The sequence below is a fragment of the Streptococcus cristatus genome (assembly GCF_963529205.1).
In the GTDB taxonomy this organism is placed as follows: domain Bacteria; phylum Bacillota; class Bacilli; order Lactobacillales; family Streptococcaceae; genus Streptococcus; species Streptococcus cristatus_O.
Genome location: NZ_CAURYF010000037.1, coordinates 1 through 15,198 on the forward strand (window position 1 = coordinate 1; position 15,198 = coordinate 15,198).

A 15,198-nucleotide genomic window follows, 5' to 3' on the forward strand; every position below is an offset into this window, starting at 1 on the left:
CACAGGAACCTAGAATGATGAAATTCTTGAAGCCTCTGGCCGCCAACTCCTCCAGTTGGCCAATCACTGATGGAGCTCCAATAAGCGCAGTCATGACCGCAACTTGATTTCCATCATAATTATATACATACCAAGGGAATTGACCGTTAAGATTTTTTAAATAGCCTCCTTGATAGACTTTTTCTGACTCAATCAAACGTTTCAGAATTTCGCCATTAAAGGACAGGATGATAGTTTCACAAACCTCACCCTTGTCCATAATCTGCCTATCTGTTGGCTCAATAACCCCAGCTACATCTTCGAATTCCTCTAATAACATAACTTCTCTTTCTTTAGGACTTCAGCAAAGCCATCCTCGTCTTTTTCTTTGACGGCAAAGTTTGGCCTCATCTTTTCGGCTTCACTTATAGTGAGCCCATTGGGTTACAGTTTACCAAATCACTCTTTGGCAAGACCTCCTAAGGTATCTTGTTAGCTGTCCAAAATTGGCCTTTCTTAGAGCTCCGACGAATGGTGGCTGGCTTCGCGGGCATGCTCCAGCTTATCCAAATAATATTCTCGCTGTTCTTCCACCTCGTGGATGGTTGGCTCATCTTTCTGACCATGAACACGCACGATCTTAGCCGGGATACCAACTACGGTTACATCACTAGGTACATCGGCCACAACAACTGCTCCAGCTCCAACTTTGGCATTTTCACCAATTTCAACTGGGCCAATGACTTGAGCATGAGCAGAGACCAAGGCGCCCCGACGCACAGTCGGATGCCGTTTCCCTGTATCCTTACCAGTTCCGCCTAAGGTCACGCCATGATACAGAAGCGCACCCTTTTCCACGATGGCCGTTTCACCGATAACCAATCCACCACCATGGTCAATGAAAACACCTGACTCAATCTGAGCACCCGGATGAATCTCAATCTGAGTCCAAAAACGCCAAAATTGGCTGTGCATGCGTGCCAGTAGCTTAAAGCCTTTCTTCCAGAGGAAATGAGAAAGACGGTGGGCTGCCAAGGCCTTGACACCTGGATAAGTCAGGATGACCTCCAGCGAAGTACGAGCAGCCGGATCATTTTCTTTTACAATCTCAATGGCTTCTTTCCACCAGCCCATCTTCTTCTCCTTTCATTAGGTAAAATAAGGGAGCAGGCCCTACACATAGAAATTTGTAAGGTAATCGAGCCTGATCACTCCCTTTTCATTATTCTTCCGATTTAGTTTTAGGGGCGTCTTCATGTTTCTTATGAAAATGCCCTTTTTCCTGATGTTTGTCATGGTCTCTCTTTGGCTTGTCTGGCTTAGGCGGACGTGGCAAGAGGGCTTTCATAGACGCATCTACACGGCCTTTTTCGTCAATCTTAATGACCTTAACATCGACAAAATCACCAATTTGTACCAAGTCTTCAACGTTGTTGGTTCGAGTCCAAGCCATTTCAGAAATGTGAACCAAAGCATCGGTCTTGTCAAAGAGGTTGACAAAGGCACCGAATTTCTCAATCCGAACAACCTTGGCATGGTAAACTTCATCCACTTTAGCTTCGCGAACCAAACCAGCAATGATTTCTTTGGCACGGTTAATAGCCGCTTGATCGCTAGAGTAGATAGATACATTGCCTTCTTCGTCAATATCAATCTTAACGCCTGTTTCAGCGATGATCTTGTCGATAGTTTCTCCACCTTTACCGATGACAATCTTGATCTTGTCCACATCAATCTTGATGGTGTCGATTTTCGGAGCTGTTGGAGCCAACTCAGGACGTGGAGCTGGAATGGTTGCTTCAATGACATCAAGGATTTCAAAGCGAGCTTTCTTGGCTTGTGCAAGAGCTTCTGTCAGGATTTCCGCTGTAATTCCTTCAATCTTGATATCCATCTGCAAGGCTGTAATCCCTTCGCGAGTACCAGCCACCTTAAAGTCCATATCGCCAAAGTGGTCTTCCAAACCTTGAATGTCCGTCAAAACTGTGTAGTTGCTGCCATCTGAAATCAAGCCCATAGCAATTCCGGCAACTGGCGCCTTAATCGGCACACCACCAGCCATCAGAGCCAAAGTACCCGCACAGATAGAGGCTTGAGAAGAAGAACCATTTGATTCCAAGACTTCTGCTACCAGACGGATCGCGTAAGGAAACTCTTCCAAGCTAGGCAAGACTTGCTCCAAGGCACGCTCCCCAAGAGCACCATGTCCAATTTCACGACGGCCTGGCGCACCGTAACGGCCTGTTTCTCCGACAGAATATTGCGGGAAGTTATAGTGGTGCATGAAACGTTTCTTGTATTCTGGATCCAAACCGTCCACAATTTGCGTTTCTCCCATTGGTGCCAGAGTCAGAACAGACAAGGCTTGGGTTTGCCCGCGAGTAAAGAGACCAGAACCATGCACGCGCGGCAGGTAATCCACTTCCGCATCCAGCGGACGGATTTCATCAACCTTACGACCGTCAGGACGGATCTTATCTTCGGTAATCAACCGGCGTACTTCTGCATGCTCCATTTGCTCCAAGATTTCAGCCACATCACGCATGATACGGTCGAATTCTTCATGGTCCGCGTATTTCTCTTCATAAACTGCTGTGACTTGGTCTTTGACAGCCTGAGTCGCTGCTTCACGCGCCAGCTTTTCTTCCACCTGAACAGCCTTTTGCAAGTCGCTGTTGTAGGCTGCGATAATCTCTGCTTGCAGCTCCTCATCAACATGCAGCAATTCTACTTCTGCTTTTTCCTTGCCAACTGCTGCGACAATTTCTTCCTGGAAGGCAATCAATTCCTTGACCGCTTCGTGCCCTTTGAGAAGAGCTTCCAGCATGATATCTTCAGAAAGTTCCTTGGCTCCAGACTCTACCATGTTGATAGCCTCTTTGGTACCAGCCACTGTCAGTTCCAAAAGTGAAACTTCTTTTTGTTCCTTGCTCGGGTTGATGATGAATTTACCATCTACATAGCCGACTTGAACTCCTGCGATAGGGCCGTTAAAAGGAATATCTGAGATAGAGAGAGCCAGAGAGCTACCGAACATAGCAGCCATTTGCGGCGAAGCATCTTCGTCATAAGAAAGAACGGTATTGATAACCTGAACTTCATTGCGGAAACCTTCCGCAAACATAGGGCGAATCGGACGGTCAATCAAGCGGGCAGTCAAAGTCGCATCTGTTGACGGACGGCCTTCGCGCTTGTTAAAGCCGCCAGGATATTTCCCAGCCGCATACATTTTTTCCTCATAGTTGACCTGCAATGGGAAAAAGTCACCAGTAGCCATCTTTTTGGACATGGTTGCCGCAGTTAAAACGGTACTTTCTCCATATCGAACAACGGCGCTGCCATTTGCCTGCTTTGCAACCTGACCGGTTTCAACTATCAGCTCACGGCCTGCAAAAATAGTTTTAAAAACTTGTTTTGTCATAAAGACTCCTTACCGAGCACATGCTCAAATTTTTTCATACGCCTTGGCTACAAAGATCAAGATATTAAGACCTTAATTAACTCATAGGACTTGTTCAGTTAGCACTGTGACTTTAATTTCATGGTCTTAGTAGCTTATTATATCCTCATCTTTGTATCAAGCACGTACAGACCCTATTTTACCACAATTTCAGACAAAAGAAAAAGGCTGGAAATGGCTTTTTTCTATAAAAGTAATAAAAATCTATTTTTCCTTTTTATAAGCAGACTGCTGAAGTCATATTTCCCTAATTTTTTCCTATGAGCAAGGCATTCTAAAAGATTTTTTGCTATACTGAATATAGCTATTTAATCAAAAGGAGTAAACTATGGAACAAAAACATCGTTCTGAATTTCCGGAAAATGAACTCTGGGACCTAACGGCCCTTTACCAAGACCAAGAGGACTTCCTGCGGGCCATCGAAAAGGCCAGAGAGGATATCCAGAAATTCGTCCGTGATTACCAAGGCAAGCTCAGCACTTTCGAAGATTTTGAGCGGGCATTTGCTGAGTTAGAGCAGATTTATATCCAAATCAGCCACATCGGCAACTACGGATTTATGCCACAGACCACTGACTTTGGCGATGAGAGCTTTGCGCAGATTGCCCAAGCAGCCATGGAGTTTGAGACCGAGGCCAATGTCGCACTCAGCTTCTTTGACGACGCCCTGGTCGGTGCAGACGAGGCTGTCTTGGAGAAACTAGGCCAAGAGCCCCATCTGACTTCAGCTATTCGCCAAGCTAAAATCAAAAAAGCCCACTATCTGGGAGCGGATGTCGAAAAAGCCTTGACCAATCTGGGTGAGGTCTTTTACAGTCCACAGGATATTTACACTAAGATGCGGGCTGGCGACTTTGCTATGGCTGACTTTGAAGTGGACGGCAAAGTATACAAAAACAGCTTTGTCACCTATGAGAATTTCTACCAAAACCATGAAAATGCAGAAATCCGCGAAAAAGCTTTCCGTTCTTTCTCAGAAGGCCTTCGTCAACATCAAAACACTGCCGCAGCTGCCTATTTGGCTCAGGTCAAATCTGAAAAACTACTGGCTGACATGAAGGGCTATGACTCTGTCTTTGACTACTTGCTAGCTGAGCAAGAAGTTGAGCGCTCTATGTTTGACCGGCAGATTGACTTGATTATGAGCGAATTTGCCCCAGTAGCTCAGAAATACCTCAAGCATGTCGCTAAGGTAAACAGACTTGAAAAAATGACCTTTGCCGACTGGAAGCTGGACTTGGACAGCGAGCTCAATCCCGAAGTCAGCATTGATGATGCCTATGACCTCGTCATGAAATCAGTCGAGCCACTCGGACAAGAATATTATCAAGAAATCGCCCGCTATAAGGAAGAACGCTGGGTTGACTTTGCGGCCAATGCCGGGAAAGACTCTGGAGGCTATGCTGCTGATCCTTATCGAGTTCACCCTTATGTTCTCATGAGCTGGACTGGTCGCATGAGCGATGTCTATACTCTGATTCATGAGATTGGCCACTCTGGTCAGTTTATCTTCTCTGACAATCACCAAAGCTTTTTCAACGCCCACATGTCCACCTACTATGTGGAAGCACCGTCTACCTTTAACGAGCTCCTGCTCAGTGATTATCTGGAGCGCCAGTTTGATAACCCTCGCCAGAAACGCTTTGCCCTGGCTCACCGTCTGACGGATACTTACTTCCACAACTTCATTACTCACTTGCTGGAAGCTGCCTTCCAACGCAAGGTCTATACTTTGATCGAAGAAGGCGGAACCTTCGGCGCAAGCAAACTCAACGCTATCATGAAAGAAGTCTTGACGGACTTCTGGGGAGATGCCGTTGAGATTGACGACGACGCTGCCCTGACTTGGATGCGTCAAGCCCACTACTACATGGGCTTGTATAGCTATACCTACTCTGCAGGACTAGTCATCTCGACAGCTGGTTATCTCCATCTGAAAAACTCTGAGAATGGAGCTAGAGACTGGCTTGAGCTACTCAAATCTGGCGGCAGTAAGACACCACTTGAGTCAGCCATGATTATTGGAGCCGATATTTCAACAGACAAACCACTTCGCGATACCATCCAGTTCTTGTCAGACACAGTTGAGCAGATTATTGCCTACAGTAAAGAGTTAGGCGAGTAAAATCTTATAGGAGATTGTAAATGAAGAAAAATAATACCACTTCTGGTTGCCTGACAATATTTGCAGCAATTGTTGCTATTGCAGTCGTAATATTCTTTATAGCCTTAGCCATGCCACTTATGCTGATTTTAGGCAGTTTTGGTATTTGGTATTATTCAAAAAAATATCCAAATACCAAAAGACAAAAGGTTGCTATCGCAGTCACTCTAATAGGTCTGATTGGCTCATTCACCGTAACTCCTTGGGTATTTAATTCAATAAACACTAAATCAGAACAGACTCAAACCACCATTTCTAGCTCTAGTCATTCCTCAGACTCTTCAAGCTTCAGCTCTTCTAAAATAAATGATTCCTCAACATCCGAGGAAAAAGAAAAGCAGGAGAAAGAGCGCGAGGAACAAGCGCGTAAGGAAGCCGAAGCCAAGCAAATTGCTGAAGCAGCTGATCAAGCTGTCCAACAGCTCGAAAACAATCCAGTTCAAGAAAATATTTCTTTAGCACAAGCTGCTGTCGAACACGTTGTAGATCCAACCACAAAAGCTAGCTTGACTGAGCGTATCGTCCAAGCTCAAAACACAATTAATCAACGGGCAGAGGAAGCTCGCCAAGAAGCTGAGAGACAAGCAGCAGAACAGCAACAAACAAGAACTGTTTATGTCGCTCGATTCGGGAAAGCAGATGTTTATTGGTATAGCATGGAGAATATGCCATCCAATACACGTTTTGATCGGGTCATAACCATGACTGAGGCAGATGCTATTGCTTCAGGAAAACGGCATACAAGCAAGGAATAAAAATAGGACTGGGACATTTTTGTCCCAGTCCTATTTTTTTATGATTCAATTAAATCTGCTCCTAGAGATAGACTTGGAAGCTAAATTTTTAAAAAAGTTTAAAGAAATATAGATAAACCAAAATATAGATTGTAAAACAGACGATAAATACGAGCCACCTCATCCAAAACTGTGACTTGCTATAATTTTTAGCACGTAGGAGGCCAATAAAGAACCAAATCAGGCCCCAAAAAAACATTCCCAACAGTTGAGGAGCATAATATGAAACCAAAACCAAGCAAAAAAGGACAAAGCTTAATACAGCCATGATGCTTTTTTCCGTTATTTGCGACCTAGGAATCATCCAGCCTACAAAGAAACAGAAAATCGGCACCGCAATAAACGGAGTAAAAACCATCAAAATAAAGCCAAACTGCGATAATGACTCAAGCATAAACAGCGCCCTTTCTATACCTTGTAATTTACCTTCTTCCTATTATAACCTAAAAACTATATTTTCCAACAAAAAAACTGGAATATATCATTTTTCTTAAATCGATAGAGGACTAATGAGGCAAGCTAGGGGCGTGAGAGACACCAGCTACCTACACCTGGAAAATGACGAAAATGGTGCCCGTGACTGGCTAGAACTGCTCAAATCTGGCGGCAGCAAGACTCCGCTTGAGTTAGCTATGATTATCGGAGCGGATATCTCAACAGACAAACCACTACGTGATACCATCCAGTTCTTGTCAGACACGGTTGACCAGATTATCGCTTACAGTGCTGAGTTGGGAGAGTAAATTAAAAGAGTCTGGGACAAAAGTCTAACCTTAAATATAAAAAGCGAACAAAACGAGTTATCTGACACTCAGAATTCTGTCTTGTTCGCTTTTTTTCTAATCTATCGATTTTAAAAATTTATAATAAAGAATTCCTAAAATCAAAATTTTTTGTCCCGGCCTCTTAAATTATCCCCAAAAGCTATCTTCTTCAGCTTGATCTGAAGAGAAGAGCCAAACTTCTTTGATTTTTCCGTCTTCAATACGGAAGAGGTCAACCCCGTTCATATTGAGTTCAGTACCATCAGCACGTGTTCCGAGAAAAGTAACATTAGCTGCGATTAAATCCTTATTGTCAGAAACCCAATTTGTTACCACCTTAAAGGTTCCATTAGTTTTCTCAGCAAATGTAGCTAGGTGAGATCCTAGCTTGTCCTTACCAACAACTGAACCAGATATACTATGATTACCAGGTTGATGCCAGACAATATCATCTGCCATCGTTTCAAAGACACCAGGAAAGTCACCAGCAATTAAAGCTTGGTAATAAGCATTGAAAATTTCTAAGTTTGTTGACATATCTATTCTCCATTTCTTTTTTATGATATAATTGTAACAGTTACAACCGAAAAAACAAGTAGACACTTTTTCGATAGCTAGTATCAAAAGTAGTACTATTATTGATACTAAAAGATAAATTTTTTTAAAAAAATAGAAAGAAGATATTGTATGCCAAATAAAGTGAGTGAGTATGGTATTTGTCCATTTGCGACAACGCAGAGGGTTTTAACGGGGAAATGGGCACTGGTAATCATTTATCAGTTGAGTACGGGTACCAAACGATTTAAAGAATTGCAGAGATTATTGCCTGGGATTACTCAAACTATTTTGACCCGTCATCTCCGTCAATTAGAAAAGGATAAGATTGTTCAACGAAAGGTCTATGCGGAAGTTCCCCCACGAGTTGAGTACAGCTTAACCGAAATGGGGCAGGAATTCAGAGTTGTTTTAGATGCTGTCGAAAACTGGGGTCTGGATTATATTAAGTTGCTAAATGCTAATGAGATAGGCAACTGATAAGTCCCATAGAGCGAATGTATTTTTTATCGAATCCCTCAATTAAAAGACAGTAAGGCAAACCAGTAAATTTCCAATCAATTTTCTTGAAACCCTTTCCTTCTTTTGATAGACTAATACATAGTTTTGAAAAAGGAGACTTATCATGAAAAAATTTGTCGCTGAATTAATCGGTACGTTCATGCTTGTGTTCATCGGAACAGGAGCCGTTGTTTTTGGAAATGGTACAGAGGGTCTTGGACACCTTGGAATTGCTTTGGCATTTGGCTTGGCAATCGTTGTAGCAGCTTTCTCAATCGGAACTGTTTCAGGCGCTCACTTGAACCCAGCTGTTTCAATCGCTATGTTTGTAAACAAACGCTTGTCATCAAAAGACCTTGTCAACTATATCCTTGGACAAGTGGTTGGAGCTTTCCTTGCGTCTGGTGCGGTCTTCTTCCTCTTGGCGAACTCAGGCATGTCAACTGCTAGTCTTGGTGAAAATGCCTTGGCAAACGGTGTAACTGTCTTTGGTGGTTTCCTGTTTGAAGTCATCGCAACTTTCTTGTTTGTTTTGGTGATCATGACCGTGACTTCAGAAAGTAAGGGAAATGGTGCGATTGCTGGTTTGGTAATCGGTTTGTCATTGACAGCTATGATCCTTGTGGGATTGAACATCACTGGGCTTTCAGTGAACCCAGCTCGTAGCTTGGCACCAGCTGTCTTGGTAGGTGGTGCTGCTCTTCGACAAGTATGGATTTTCATTCTTGCACCAATCGTAGGTGGTGTTCTTGCAGCTCTTGTTGCGAAAAACTGCCTTGGCACAGAAGAATAATAAACAAAAAGAGCCTTGCTCCTCAATTTGAGGAACAGGGCTTTTTCTATGAAAAACACTCCCCGTTTCGAATGGGGAGTGTTTTGCTTTTAACTCAATTCCGCAACAATCGCCTTGATTTGTTCTGCAGTGTGAACACCAGCGACTTGCTTAACCACTTGGCCGTCTTTTTTGAAAAGAAGGGTTGGGATGGACATGATTCCAAAGGCACGAGCTGTATTTGGGTTTTCATCTACGTCCATTTTAACGATTTTCAAGACATCTTCTGAAAGTTCTTCAGACAATTTGTCCAAGATTGGACCTTGCATACGACATGGCCCACACCAAGTTGCCCAGAAGTCTACCAAGACCAAACCGTCTTTTGTTTCTTGTTCAAATGTTGCATCTGTAATTGCTTTTGCCATTGTATTTCTCCTTTTTAGTTATATTGGCTTAAATCTTGTTTCATGAGATAGAAGAAGACATCTCCATAAGTCCCATGGTAGTCCAAATCATGACCATTGTAGGTTAATTTTTGGACAGTGTAGTAATCCGCGACACCGATCAGGCAGGCATGTTGAGAACGTTCAAAGTCTTCATAAGACTCGAAAGTCATCTTCCGTTCTGACTTAGCTGCATCTAGATAAGTAATTTCAATCATAAGCTCTCCTTTTTGATTCCATTCGTAATTTATGATTTAATTGTAACCAAATATGTTACATTTGTCAAATCAAGCGCATCTGCTACTGTCAAATCCCAGATAGTCCCTTAAAATCATAATTCATCAATCTTCTCCTTTTTATTTAACTTGACCAAAGTACAATGCAAGAAGAAATCTGAAAGAAAAACAAGCACAAAGGCTACGTTTGTTTTTATTTTTATGTTAAAATAAAAGGTATGGACAAAATTATCAAAACAATCTCAGAAAACGGTTCTTTCCGTGCTTATGTACTGGATAGCACAGAGACGGTTCGGACCGCTCAAGAAAAACATCAGACTCAAGCAAGTTCTACCGTGGCACTCGGCCGCACACTGATTGCCAGCCAGATTTTGGCAGCAAATGAAAAAGGCCAGACCAAGATCACCGTCAAGATTCTTGGTAGCAGCTCGCTAGGCGCAATCATCACCGTGGCAGATACCGAGGGTAATGTCAAAGGCTATGTGCAAAATCCCGGTGTCGATATCAAAAAGACAGCCACTGGCGAAGTTCTGGTCGGCCCTTTTGTCGGCTCTGGTCAATTTTTAGTTATCACGGACTACGGCACTGGCAATCCCTACAATTCTATGACGCCACTCATCTCTGGTGAAATCGGTGAAGACTTGGCCTTCTACCTAACCGAAAGTCAGCAAACTCCTTCTGCCGTTGGCCTCAATGTTCTCTTGGATGAGAACGATAAAGTCAAGGTTGCTGGTGGTTTCTTGGTGCAAGCTCTGCCTGGTGCTAAGGAAGCTGATATCGCCCGCTTTGAGAAGCGGATTCAAGAAATGCCTGCCATTTCTAAGCTGTTAGAATCCGAGGACCATATCGAAGCACTACTGGATGCCATCTATGGAGATGAACCCTACAAACGCCTGTCTGAAGAGGAAATCCGCTTCCAGTGCGATTGCAGCAAAGAGCGCTTCATGAATGCCTTGGCTACTCTGCCAAAGGCTGACTTAGAAGAGATGTGTGACCAGGACCACGGAGCTGAAATCATCTGTCAATTCTGCCAGACAGCCTATCACTTTGACCAAAATGACTTGGAGGAACTGATTCGTGACAAATCTTAATACCCCTTTTATGATTGGAAATGTTGAAATTCCCAACCGCACAGTTCTAGCGCCTATGGCCGGCGTAACCAACTCTGCTTTCCGAACCATTGCTAAAGAGTTAGGAGCAGGTCTCGTCGTTATGGAAATGGTCTCTGACAAGGGCATCCAATACAACAACGAAAAAACCCTCCACATGCTCCACATCGATGAAGGCGAAAACCCAGTCTCTATCCAACTTTTCGGAAGCGACGAGGACAGTTTGGCGCGCGCAGCAGAATTTATCCAAGAAAACACCAAGACGGATATTGTCGATATCAATATGGGCTGCCCGGTCAATAAAATTGTCAAAAACGAAGCTGGAGCTAAATGGCTCAAGGATCCTGAGAAAATCTATAAAATCATCAACAAGGTCCAATCCGTTCTGGATATTCCCCTGACAGTCAAGATGCGGACTGGCTGGTCTGACAGCTCACTAGCCGTAGAAAATGCTCTGGCAGCTGAAGCCGCTGGAGTCTCAGCCTTAGCTATGCACGGCCGCACCCGTGAGCAAATGTATACTGGTCATGCTGACCTTGAGACCTTGCACAATGTGGCCCAAGCTCTGACTAAGATTCCTTTCATCGCTAACGGTGATATCCGCAGCGTCCAAGATGCTAAACAGCGTATCGAGGAAGTCGGTGCCGATGCCGTCATGGTAGGCCGAGCTGCTATGGGAAATCCCTACCTCTTCAACCAAATCAATCACTATTTTGAAACAGGCGAAATCCTGCCAGACTTGACCTTCGAGGACAAGATGAAGATTGCCTATGAGCACCTCAAACGCTTGATTAACCTCAAAGGTGAACACATTGCTGTCCGCGAATTCCGTGGTCTAGCACCCCACTACCTTCGTGGAACATCTGGTGCAGCTAAACTTCGCGGTGCCATTTCACAGGCCAGCACATTGGCAGAGATCGAGGAACTCTTGCAACTCCAACATTAAAGAAATAAAAAAAGGAAGCATCTACAAAGGTGCCTCCTTTTTTTATTTCTTTTTTCTTATTTGATCAATTGAACACTAGCTACTTTACCATCAGCGCCAGTGGTGATTTGGATGCCCAATTTAGGAGCAGATGGTTCAGCAGAACCCAGCTGGGCTGTATAGCGTCCATCATCCAAAGTGTAGGCATATGAAGCAACATGGTAAGTATTGACAGTTCCATTCGCTGACTTGACGCTAAATTGTCCGCCTGCTGAAACAGTCACTGTACTACCTCCTGCATCTGTCCAACTACCAGCCGCTGCAGAGAAATCTCCATCCACCATATTCAAAACACCTTTATAGCGAGCATTTGTTTCTGCCTGCTTGTTTTGAAGCTGACGATCAGTTGCTGGATTTTTAGCTGGTTGACTCGGTTGGGCTGGCTGAGTTGTTTGATTTGGTTTAGTTGGTTGAGTCGGCGTAGTTTGTTGACTAGGAGCTTGTTGAGATTGGCTTGGTTGAGCCTGTGTATTTTGTTGAGCTTGAACTTGCTGATCCACTCCTTGTTGTGTTTGGTTTTGTGAAGGTTGAACGGATTCCACAGCTTTCTGTACTTGTTCTGCTTGCCCTACTGTTTTGTTTGAAGAAGCATTGCTGCTGGCTTTTGGAGCGCTACTAGTTTTGCTAGATGAAGCAACTTTAGAGCTAGAAGAAGCTTGCACTGTCTTGCTAGAACTTGCACTAGGCTTGGTTTCTTCTTTGTGACCACAAGCCCCTAAAAGTAAGCTAGAAGCTAGAACAGTAGCAGCCATCAATTTTGTATAAGTCTTAGTTTTCATTTTTTCTTCTCCTTTGTAACATCCGGAAATCTTTTTGTAATATTATTGTAACACTTGCAATAAAGTATGTCAACTAGATATATGAAATTTTTCAAAAAATTTTGAAACAAATAATATCTAGGACTTAGGTCTCCTCTCTTCTTCAGCAGATATGTCGCTACTTTTATATTCGTAATGAAAATAAAAAAAGAGGCTGGGACAAAAGTCCTATCCTCTCAAATGTCTTTGGATTGCCGAGCAAGGCGCAGTGGTTGAGTGGGCTCTACTACGCTGATTTCATCAGCTTTTACAGCCCTACTCAACTGTGCGGAGGTGGGACGACGAAATCGAATTCTAACGAATTACCGATTTCTGTCCCACTCTCAAGTAAAATATATCATCAATTTTCTTTTAACACGTTTTTTCTGTCTTCAGTTTATAAACTTTTCTTGGTTTCTTCTTAGGCACGCGCTTGACACCAGCCTCCTCCAAGTATTCTCCAAATTTTACTAGAAAATTATTGCTGACGATGGGGCGTCTAGGCGTGATGAGATTGACCAACTCAGTCCCTTCATAGACAGTAAAGGGCGATTCCAGTAAATGGAGAAAAGTTGGATTCCAGTCCAGTCGCCCTTGAACCCGCTTGATAGATTCTAACAGGATTTGATAGTGGTCAAAGGCAAAGTCCTCTGCTGTCAGGAGTCGCTCACCGTCTCTAAAGCTCTTTGTCTTAAAGTCTACATCAAGGAAAGTGACTTCCTTAGCATCATCTCCAGCCTTGACTTGGTTGATAGCGATTGCTGGCAGATAGACCAAATGGGCAATGGTGATGACCCAACCGCGCGGATCACGTCCTGGAGTAGAGACCGTCATCAACTGCTCTACTTTTTCTAGCGTTATCTCAAGATCCACTTCTTCCTTGACCTCCCGAATGCAGGCTTGATAGGCATCCTCATTTTTGTCCACAAAGCCTCCAACCAAGGCATATTTATTCTGATAGGGGTGAGCCTTGCGCTTGATAACCAAGAGTTTCAACTGGCCTTCTACGAAGCAGTAGGCCACCATGTCTGCTGTTACGCTGGGCGTCTCATATTTGGGCAAATCCTGTGTCTTGTACCATTCCAAAAAGGCGGACTCATCCGCCATTGTTTCATAGTACTCTTTTTCCGACATTCCCACTGGGATATCCTGTTTGGTCATGAATTTTTCTTCCTTTCCTAAGCGATCTTTTCTATCAAAAATCCTCCAAATCTTGCTCTAAGCTTTCTTCACTGCCTTGGTCCACTGATACCATCCGACGATACTATTGAGGGTATAAACCCAGTACATAGCCTGAATGTGAAGGTTACTGCCCCACCAGAGGTAGATACTGAAGAGATTGGTCGCAATCCAGAAAACCCACTGCTCGCGATAGAGACCCGTCATGAGAAGCTGGCCGATACCATTGGTCGCATCGGTCACACTATCGCGGAAAGGCCGGTGACTGTGAATGCTCTTATAGGCAAAGCCCATACCAATCCAAATCAGAGCGGTCAAGGCCAAATATTTAAGCCAACCACGCCAGTCTAACTTCTTAGCCTCAAAATGAGAGGGCTCTGCTTTATCTTGTTCATTGACTCGGTTGGACAACCAAGTGTAGAGACCGATTGGCTGCATGATAAAGAAGTAGATTGTTGTCAATACTTCTCCATAAAAGCTAGCCTGGAAGGACAAGATGAGATAAATCGCCGAATTAACAGCTCCAAAGAGGTAATTGCTGGCCCGCCCCTCAGCTACTAGGATGACGCAGACAATGCCTGTCCAAGAAGCGAAGAGTCCCAGCCAGTCATGCCGCTCCTGCCCACTGGTAAACTCCAGAATGAAAGGCAAGCTAGAAAGAGCAATCAAGTAGAGCCACTGCGACAAGCTGCGCCCGCCAAATAAATCCTGCCAGAGCAATTTGGCAATACCGCTAAAGCCCTGTTCTTTAGCTGCTGCACAGACATTCTGGAAATTTCGAGCAAAGGTTTGAGATTTTTGTTTTAGTCCTGCGGAGAGAGCTGCAGGTGAGAGTTTTTGATTTTTTACTACCATTCTATTTTACCACTTTCTTTTTTAATCTGCTTGATAAATCTTGTTAATCGCTTCTTTAGCCGCCTGATAATTGTCAAAATAACTGCCAGCCATATAGACCGTCGGAATATGAGCTAAACACCCCTCTTTCAGCCTTTTCAGATAGCTTGAAAAATCACTGCGGATAGCCTCGTCCGCCATGCTCATGTCACGAAAGCCATCGTTGACATAGGTGCCGACCGGCTCAGCAAAGAGAATCAAATCCCATTTTTCCTTGGATAAGATGCTGGCAAATAGATTGTCAAAAGTATCTGTCTCCTCATCTTGAACGGGACTTTCTTTCAGATAATAATCATAGTAGGCCTTGGTTACTAGCGAATTTGTATCGGCCACGACCAGACCACGGTTGGCACTGCTGTCAATCAAGCGGGAAGTCTGAGCATATTGTCCCAAGAGCAAATAATAGTAGTCCTTAGGTGTCAGCTCATCGTCTCGCACGTTATTTTGAATCTGGTATTCTCGAGCATATTCCAGACTAACCGGAGCATCATAAAAGCGAGCCAAATCCTTGGCCAAGGTCGTTTTACCATTGCTGGCGCTACCCATAATCAGCACTTTCTTGGTAA

17 protein-coding genes and 1 pseudogene are annotated in these 15,198 nt (G+C 43.9%); 7 read left to right on the forward strand and 11 right to left on the reverse strand.

The genetic code is table 11. From position 1 onward, the window contains the following. The 3 genes from RWS39_RS08035 to pnp all read right to left on the reverse strand — a co-directional run. A partial coding sequence (locus RWS39_RS08035) for a nucleoside phosphorylase-I family protein (RefSeq protein ID WP_462982793.1) occupies positions 1 to 319 on the reverse strand: 319 nt, incomplete at its 3' end. A gap of 176 nt (positions 320 to 495) precedes the next feature. Further along, positions 496 to 1,113, reverse strand: coding sequence for a serine O-acetyltransferase (cysE, locus tag RWS39_RS08040; protein WP_048765283.1), 618 nt, complete (start codon positions 1,111 to 1,113; stop codon positions 496 to 498). Positions 1,114 to 1,201: 88 nt separating this feature from the next. Beyond that, positions 1,202 to 3,400, reverse strand: coding sequence for a polyribonucleotide nucleotidyltransferase (gene pnp, locus RWS39_RS08045; protein WP_314482297.1), 2,199 nt, complete (start codon positions 3,398 to 3,400; stop codon positions 1,202 to 1,204). Positions 3,401 to 3,767: 367 nt separating this feature from the next. Between pnp and pepF the strand changes: the two genes are divergently transcribed. Both pepF and RWS39_RS08055 read left to right on the forward strand, forming a co-directional pair. Next, positions 3,768 to 5,564 (forward strand): oligoendopeptidase F, encoded by a 1,797-nt coding sequence (gene pepF, locus RWS39_RS08050; RefSeq protein WP_314482302.1) that lies wholly within the window; start codon positions 3,768 to 3,770, stop codon positions 5,562 to 5,564. Positions 5,565 to 5,584: 20 nt separating this feature from the next. Further along, a complete protein-coding gene (locus RWS39_RS08055) occupies positions 5,585 to 6,358 on the forward strand; it encodes a hypothetical protein (RefSeq protein WP_314482307.1) in 774 nt (257 codons plus the stop codon). Positions 6,359 to 6,446: 88 nt separating this feature from the next. On the opposite strand, the gene RWS39_RS08060 is transcribed toward RWS39_RS08055, so the two are convergent. Continuing rightward, a complete protein-coding gene (locus RWS39_RS08060) occupies positions 6,447 to 6,791 on the reverse strand; it encodes a hypothetical protein (RefSeq protein WP_314482308.1) in 345 nt (114 codons plus the stop codon). 145 nt (positions 6,792 to 6,936) lie between these two features. Here RWS39_RS08060 and RWS39_RS08065 point away from each other — a divergent pair. Continuing rightward, positions 6,937 to 7,140 (forward strand): annotated as a pseudogene (locus RWS39_RS08065) (oligoendopeptidase F); the annotation flags it as partial. A 168-nt stretch (positions 7,141 to 7,308) separates the two neighbouring features. On the opposite strand, the gene RWS39_RS08070 reads toward RWS39_RS08065, so the two are convergent. Next, positions 7,309 to 7,698, reverse strand: coding sequence for a nuclear transport factor 2 family protein (locus RWS39_RS08070; RefSeq protein ID WP_314482310.1), 390 nt, complete (start codon positions 7,696 to 7,698; stop codon positions 7,309 to 7,311). 150 nt (positions 7,699 to 7,848) lie between these two features. Here RWS39_RS08070 and RWS39_RS08075 point away from each other — a divergent pair, with 150 nt between their 5' ends. After that, positions 7,849 to 8,196: a winged helix-turn-helix transcriptional regulator gene (locus RWS39_RS08075; RefSeq protein WP_001133065.1), complete on the forward strand. Its 348-nt coding sequence runs from the start codon at positions 7,849 to 7,851 to the stop codon at positions 8,194 to 8,196. A gap of 145 nt (positions 8,197 to 8,341) precedes the next feature. After that, entirely contained in the window at positions 8,342 to 9,010 is a 669-nt protein-coding gene (locus RWS39_RS08080) for an MIP/aquaporin family protein (protein WP_314482312.1), read from the forward strand. 89 nt (positions 9,011 to 9,099) lie between these two features. On the opposite strand, the gene trxA is transcribed toward RWS39_RS08080, so the two are convergent. Beyond that, complete coding sequence (gene trxA, locus RWS39_RS08085; protein ID WP_001029581.1) at positions 9,100 to 9,414, reverse strand: thioredoxin; 315 nt, start codon at positions 9,412 to 9,414, stop codon at positions 9,100 to 9,102. 14 nt (positions 9,415 to 9,428) lie between these two features. Beyond that, positions 9,429 to 9,650 carry a DUF4649 family protein gene (locus RWS39_RS08090; RefSeq protein ID WP_062123090.1) on the reverse strand — a complete coding sequence of 74 codons (222 nt, stop codon included), beginning with the start codon at positions 9,648 to 9,650 and terminating at the stop codon, positions 9,429 to 9,431. Between the two features lie 236 nt (positions 9,651 to 9,886). Between RWS39_RS08090 and hslO the strand changes: the two genes are divergently transcribed. After that, positions 9,887 to 10,759: an Hsp33 family molecular chaperone HslO gene (gene hslO, locus RWS39_RS08095; protein ID WP_314482317.1), complete on the forward strand. Its 873-nt coding sequence runs from the start codon at positions 9,887 to 9,889 to the stop codon at positions 10,757 to 10,759. Further along, positions 10,746 to 11,723, forward strand: a complete 978-nt coding sequence (gene dusB / locus RWS39_RS08100; protein ID WP_314482320.1) for a tRNA dihydrouridine synthase DusB — start codon at positions 10,746 to 10,748, stop codon at positions 11,721 to 11,723. The genes hslO and dusB overlap by 14 nt, the downstream gene beginning before the upstream one ends. Positions 11,724 to 11,779: 56 nt before the next feature. Here the strand turns inward: dusB and RWS39_RS08105 are convergent, their stop codons facing one another. From RWS39_RS08105 to RWS39_RS08120, 4 genes are all read right to left on the reverse strand, one after another. Continuing rightward, on the reverse strand, positions 11,780 to 12,541 hold the full coding sequence (locus RWS39_RS08105) for a hypothetical protein (RefSeq protein ID WP_314482323.1): 762 nt from the start codon (positions 12,539 to 12,541) through the stop codon (positions 11,780 to 11,782). A 390-nt stretch (positions 12,542 to 12,931) separates the two neighbouring features. Continuing rightward, the gene (locus tag RWS39_RS08110) at positions 12,932 to 13,720 is read right to left on the reverse strand and encodes an NUDIX hydrolase (protein ID WP_314482326.1); all 789 of its coding nucleotides are present in this window, start codon (positions 13,718 to 13,720) and stop codon (positions 12,932 to 12,934) included. A gap of 57 nt (positions 13,721 to 13,777) precedes the next feature. Continuing rightward, positions 13,778 to 14,593 carry a nicotinamide riboside transporter PnuC gene (pnuC, locus tag RWS39_RS08115; protein ID WP_314482329.1) on the reverse strand — a complete coding sequence of 272 codons (816 nt, stop codon included), beginning with the start codon at positions 14,591 to 14,593 and terminating at the stop codon, positions 13,778 to 13,780. Between the two features lie 21 nt (positions 14,594 to 14,614). After that, positions 14,615 to 15,198 (reverse strand): AAA family ATPase (locus RWS39_RS08120; protein WP_314482332.1); only part of this gene is annotated, 584 nt, incomplete at its 5' end.

What these genes read in the sequence shown, in the direction of transcription:
- cysE (WP_048765283.1), bottom strand. Translation starts at nt 1,113, where the DNA reads ATGGGCTGGTGGAAAGAAGCCATTGAGATTGTAAAAGAAAATGATCCG.
- pnp (WP_314482297.1), bottom strand. Translation starts at nt 3,400, where the DNA reads ATGACAAAACAAGTTTTTAAAACTATTTTTGCAGGCCGTGAGCTGATA.
- pepF (WP_314482302.1), top strand. Translation starts at nt 3,768, where the DNA reads ATGGAACAAAAACATCGTTCTGAATTTCCGGAAAATGAACTCTGGGAC.
- RWS39_RS08055 (WP_314482307.1), top strand. Translation starts at nt 5,585, where the DNA reads ATGAAGAAAAATAATACCACTTCTGGTTGCCTGACAATATTTGCAGCA.
- RWS39_RS08060 (WP_314482308.1), bottom strand. Translation starts at nt 6,791, where the DNA reads ATGCTTGAGTCATTATCGCAGTTTGGCTTTATTTTGATGGTTTTTACT.
- RWS39_RS08070 (WP_314482310.1), bottom strand. Translation starts at nt 7,698, where the DNA reads ATGTCAACAAACTTAGAAATTTTCAATGCTTATTACCAAGCTTTAATT.
- RWS39_RS08075 (WP_001133065.1), top strand. Translation starts at nt 7,849, where the DNA reads ATGCCAAATAAAGTGAGTGAGTATGGTATTTGTCCATTTGCGACAACG.
- RWS39_RS08080 (WP_314482312.1), top strand. Translation starts at nt 8,342, where the DNA reads ATGAAAAAATTTGTCGCTGAATTAATCGGTACGTTCATGCTTGTGTTC.
- trxA (WP_001029581.1), bottom strand. Translation starts at nt 9,414, where the DNA reads ATGGCAAAAGCAATTACAGATGCAACATTTGAACAAGAAACAAAAGAC.
- RWS39_RS08090 (WP_062123090.1), bottom strand. Translation starts at nt 9,650, where the DNA reads ATGATTGAAATTACTTATCTAGATGCAGCTAAGTCAGAACGGAAGATG.
- hslO (WP_314482317.1), top strand. Translation starts at nt 9,887, where the DNA reads ATGGACAAAATTATCAAAACAATCTCAGAAAACGGTTCTTTCCGTGCT.
- RWS39_RS08105 (WP_314482323.1), bottom strand. Translation starts at nt 12,541, where the DNA reads ATGAAAACTAAGACTTATACAAAATTGATGGCTGCTACTGTTCTAGCT.
- RWS39_RS08110 (WP_314482326.1), bottom strand. Translation starts at nt 13,720, where the DNA reads ATGACCAAACAGGATATCCCAGTGGGAATGTCGGAAAAAGAGTACTAT.
- pnuC (WP_314482329.1), bottom strand. Translation starts at nt 14,593, where the DNA reads ATGGTAGTAAAAAATCAAAAACTCTCACCTGCAGCTCTCTCCGCAGGA.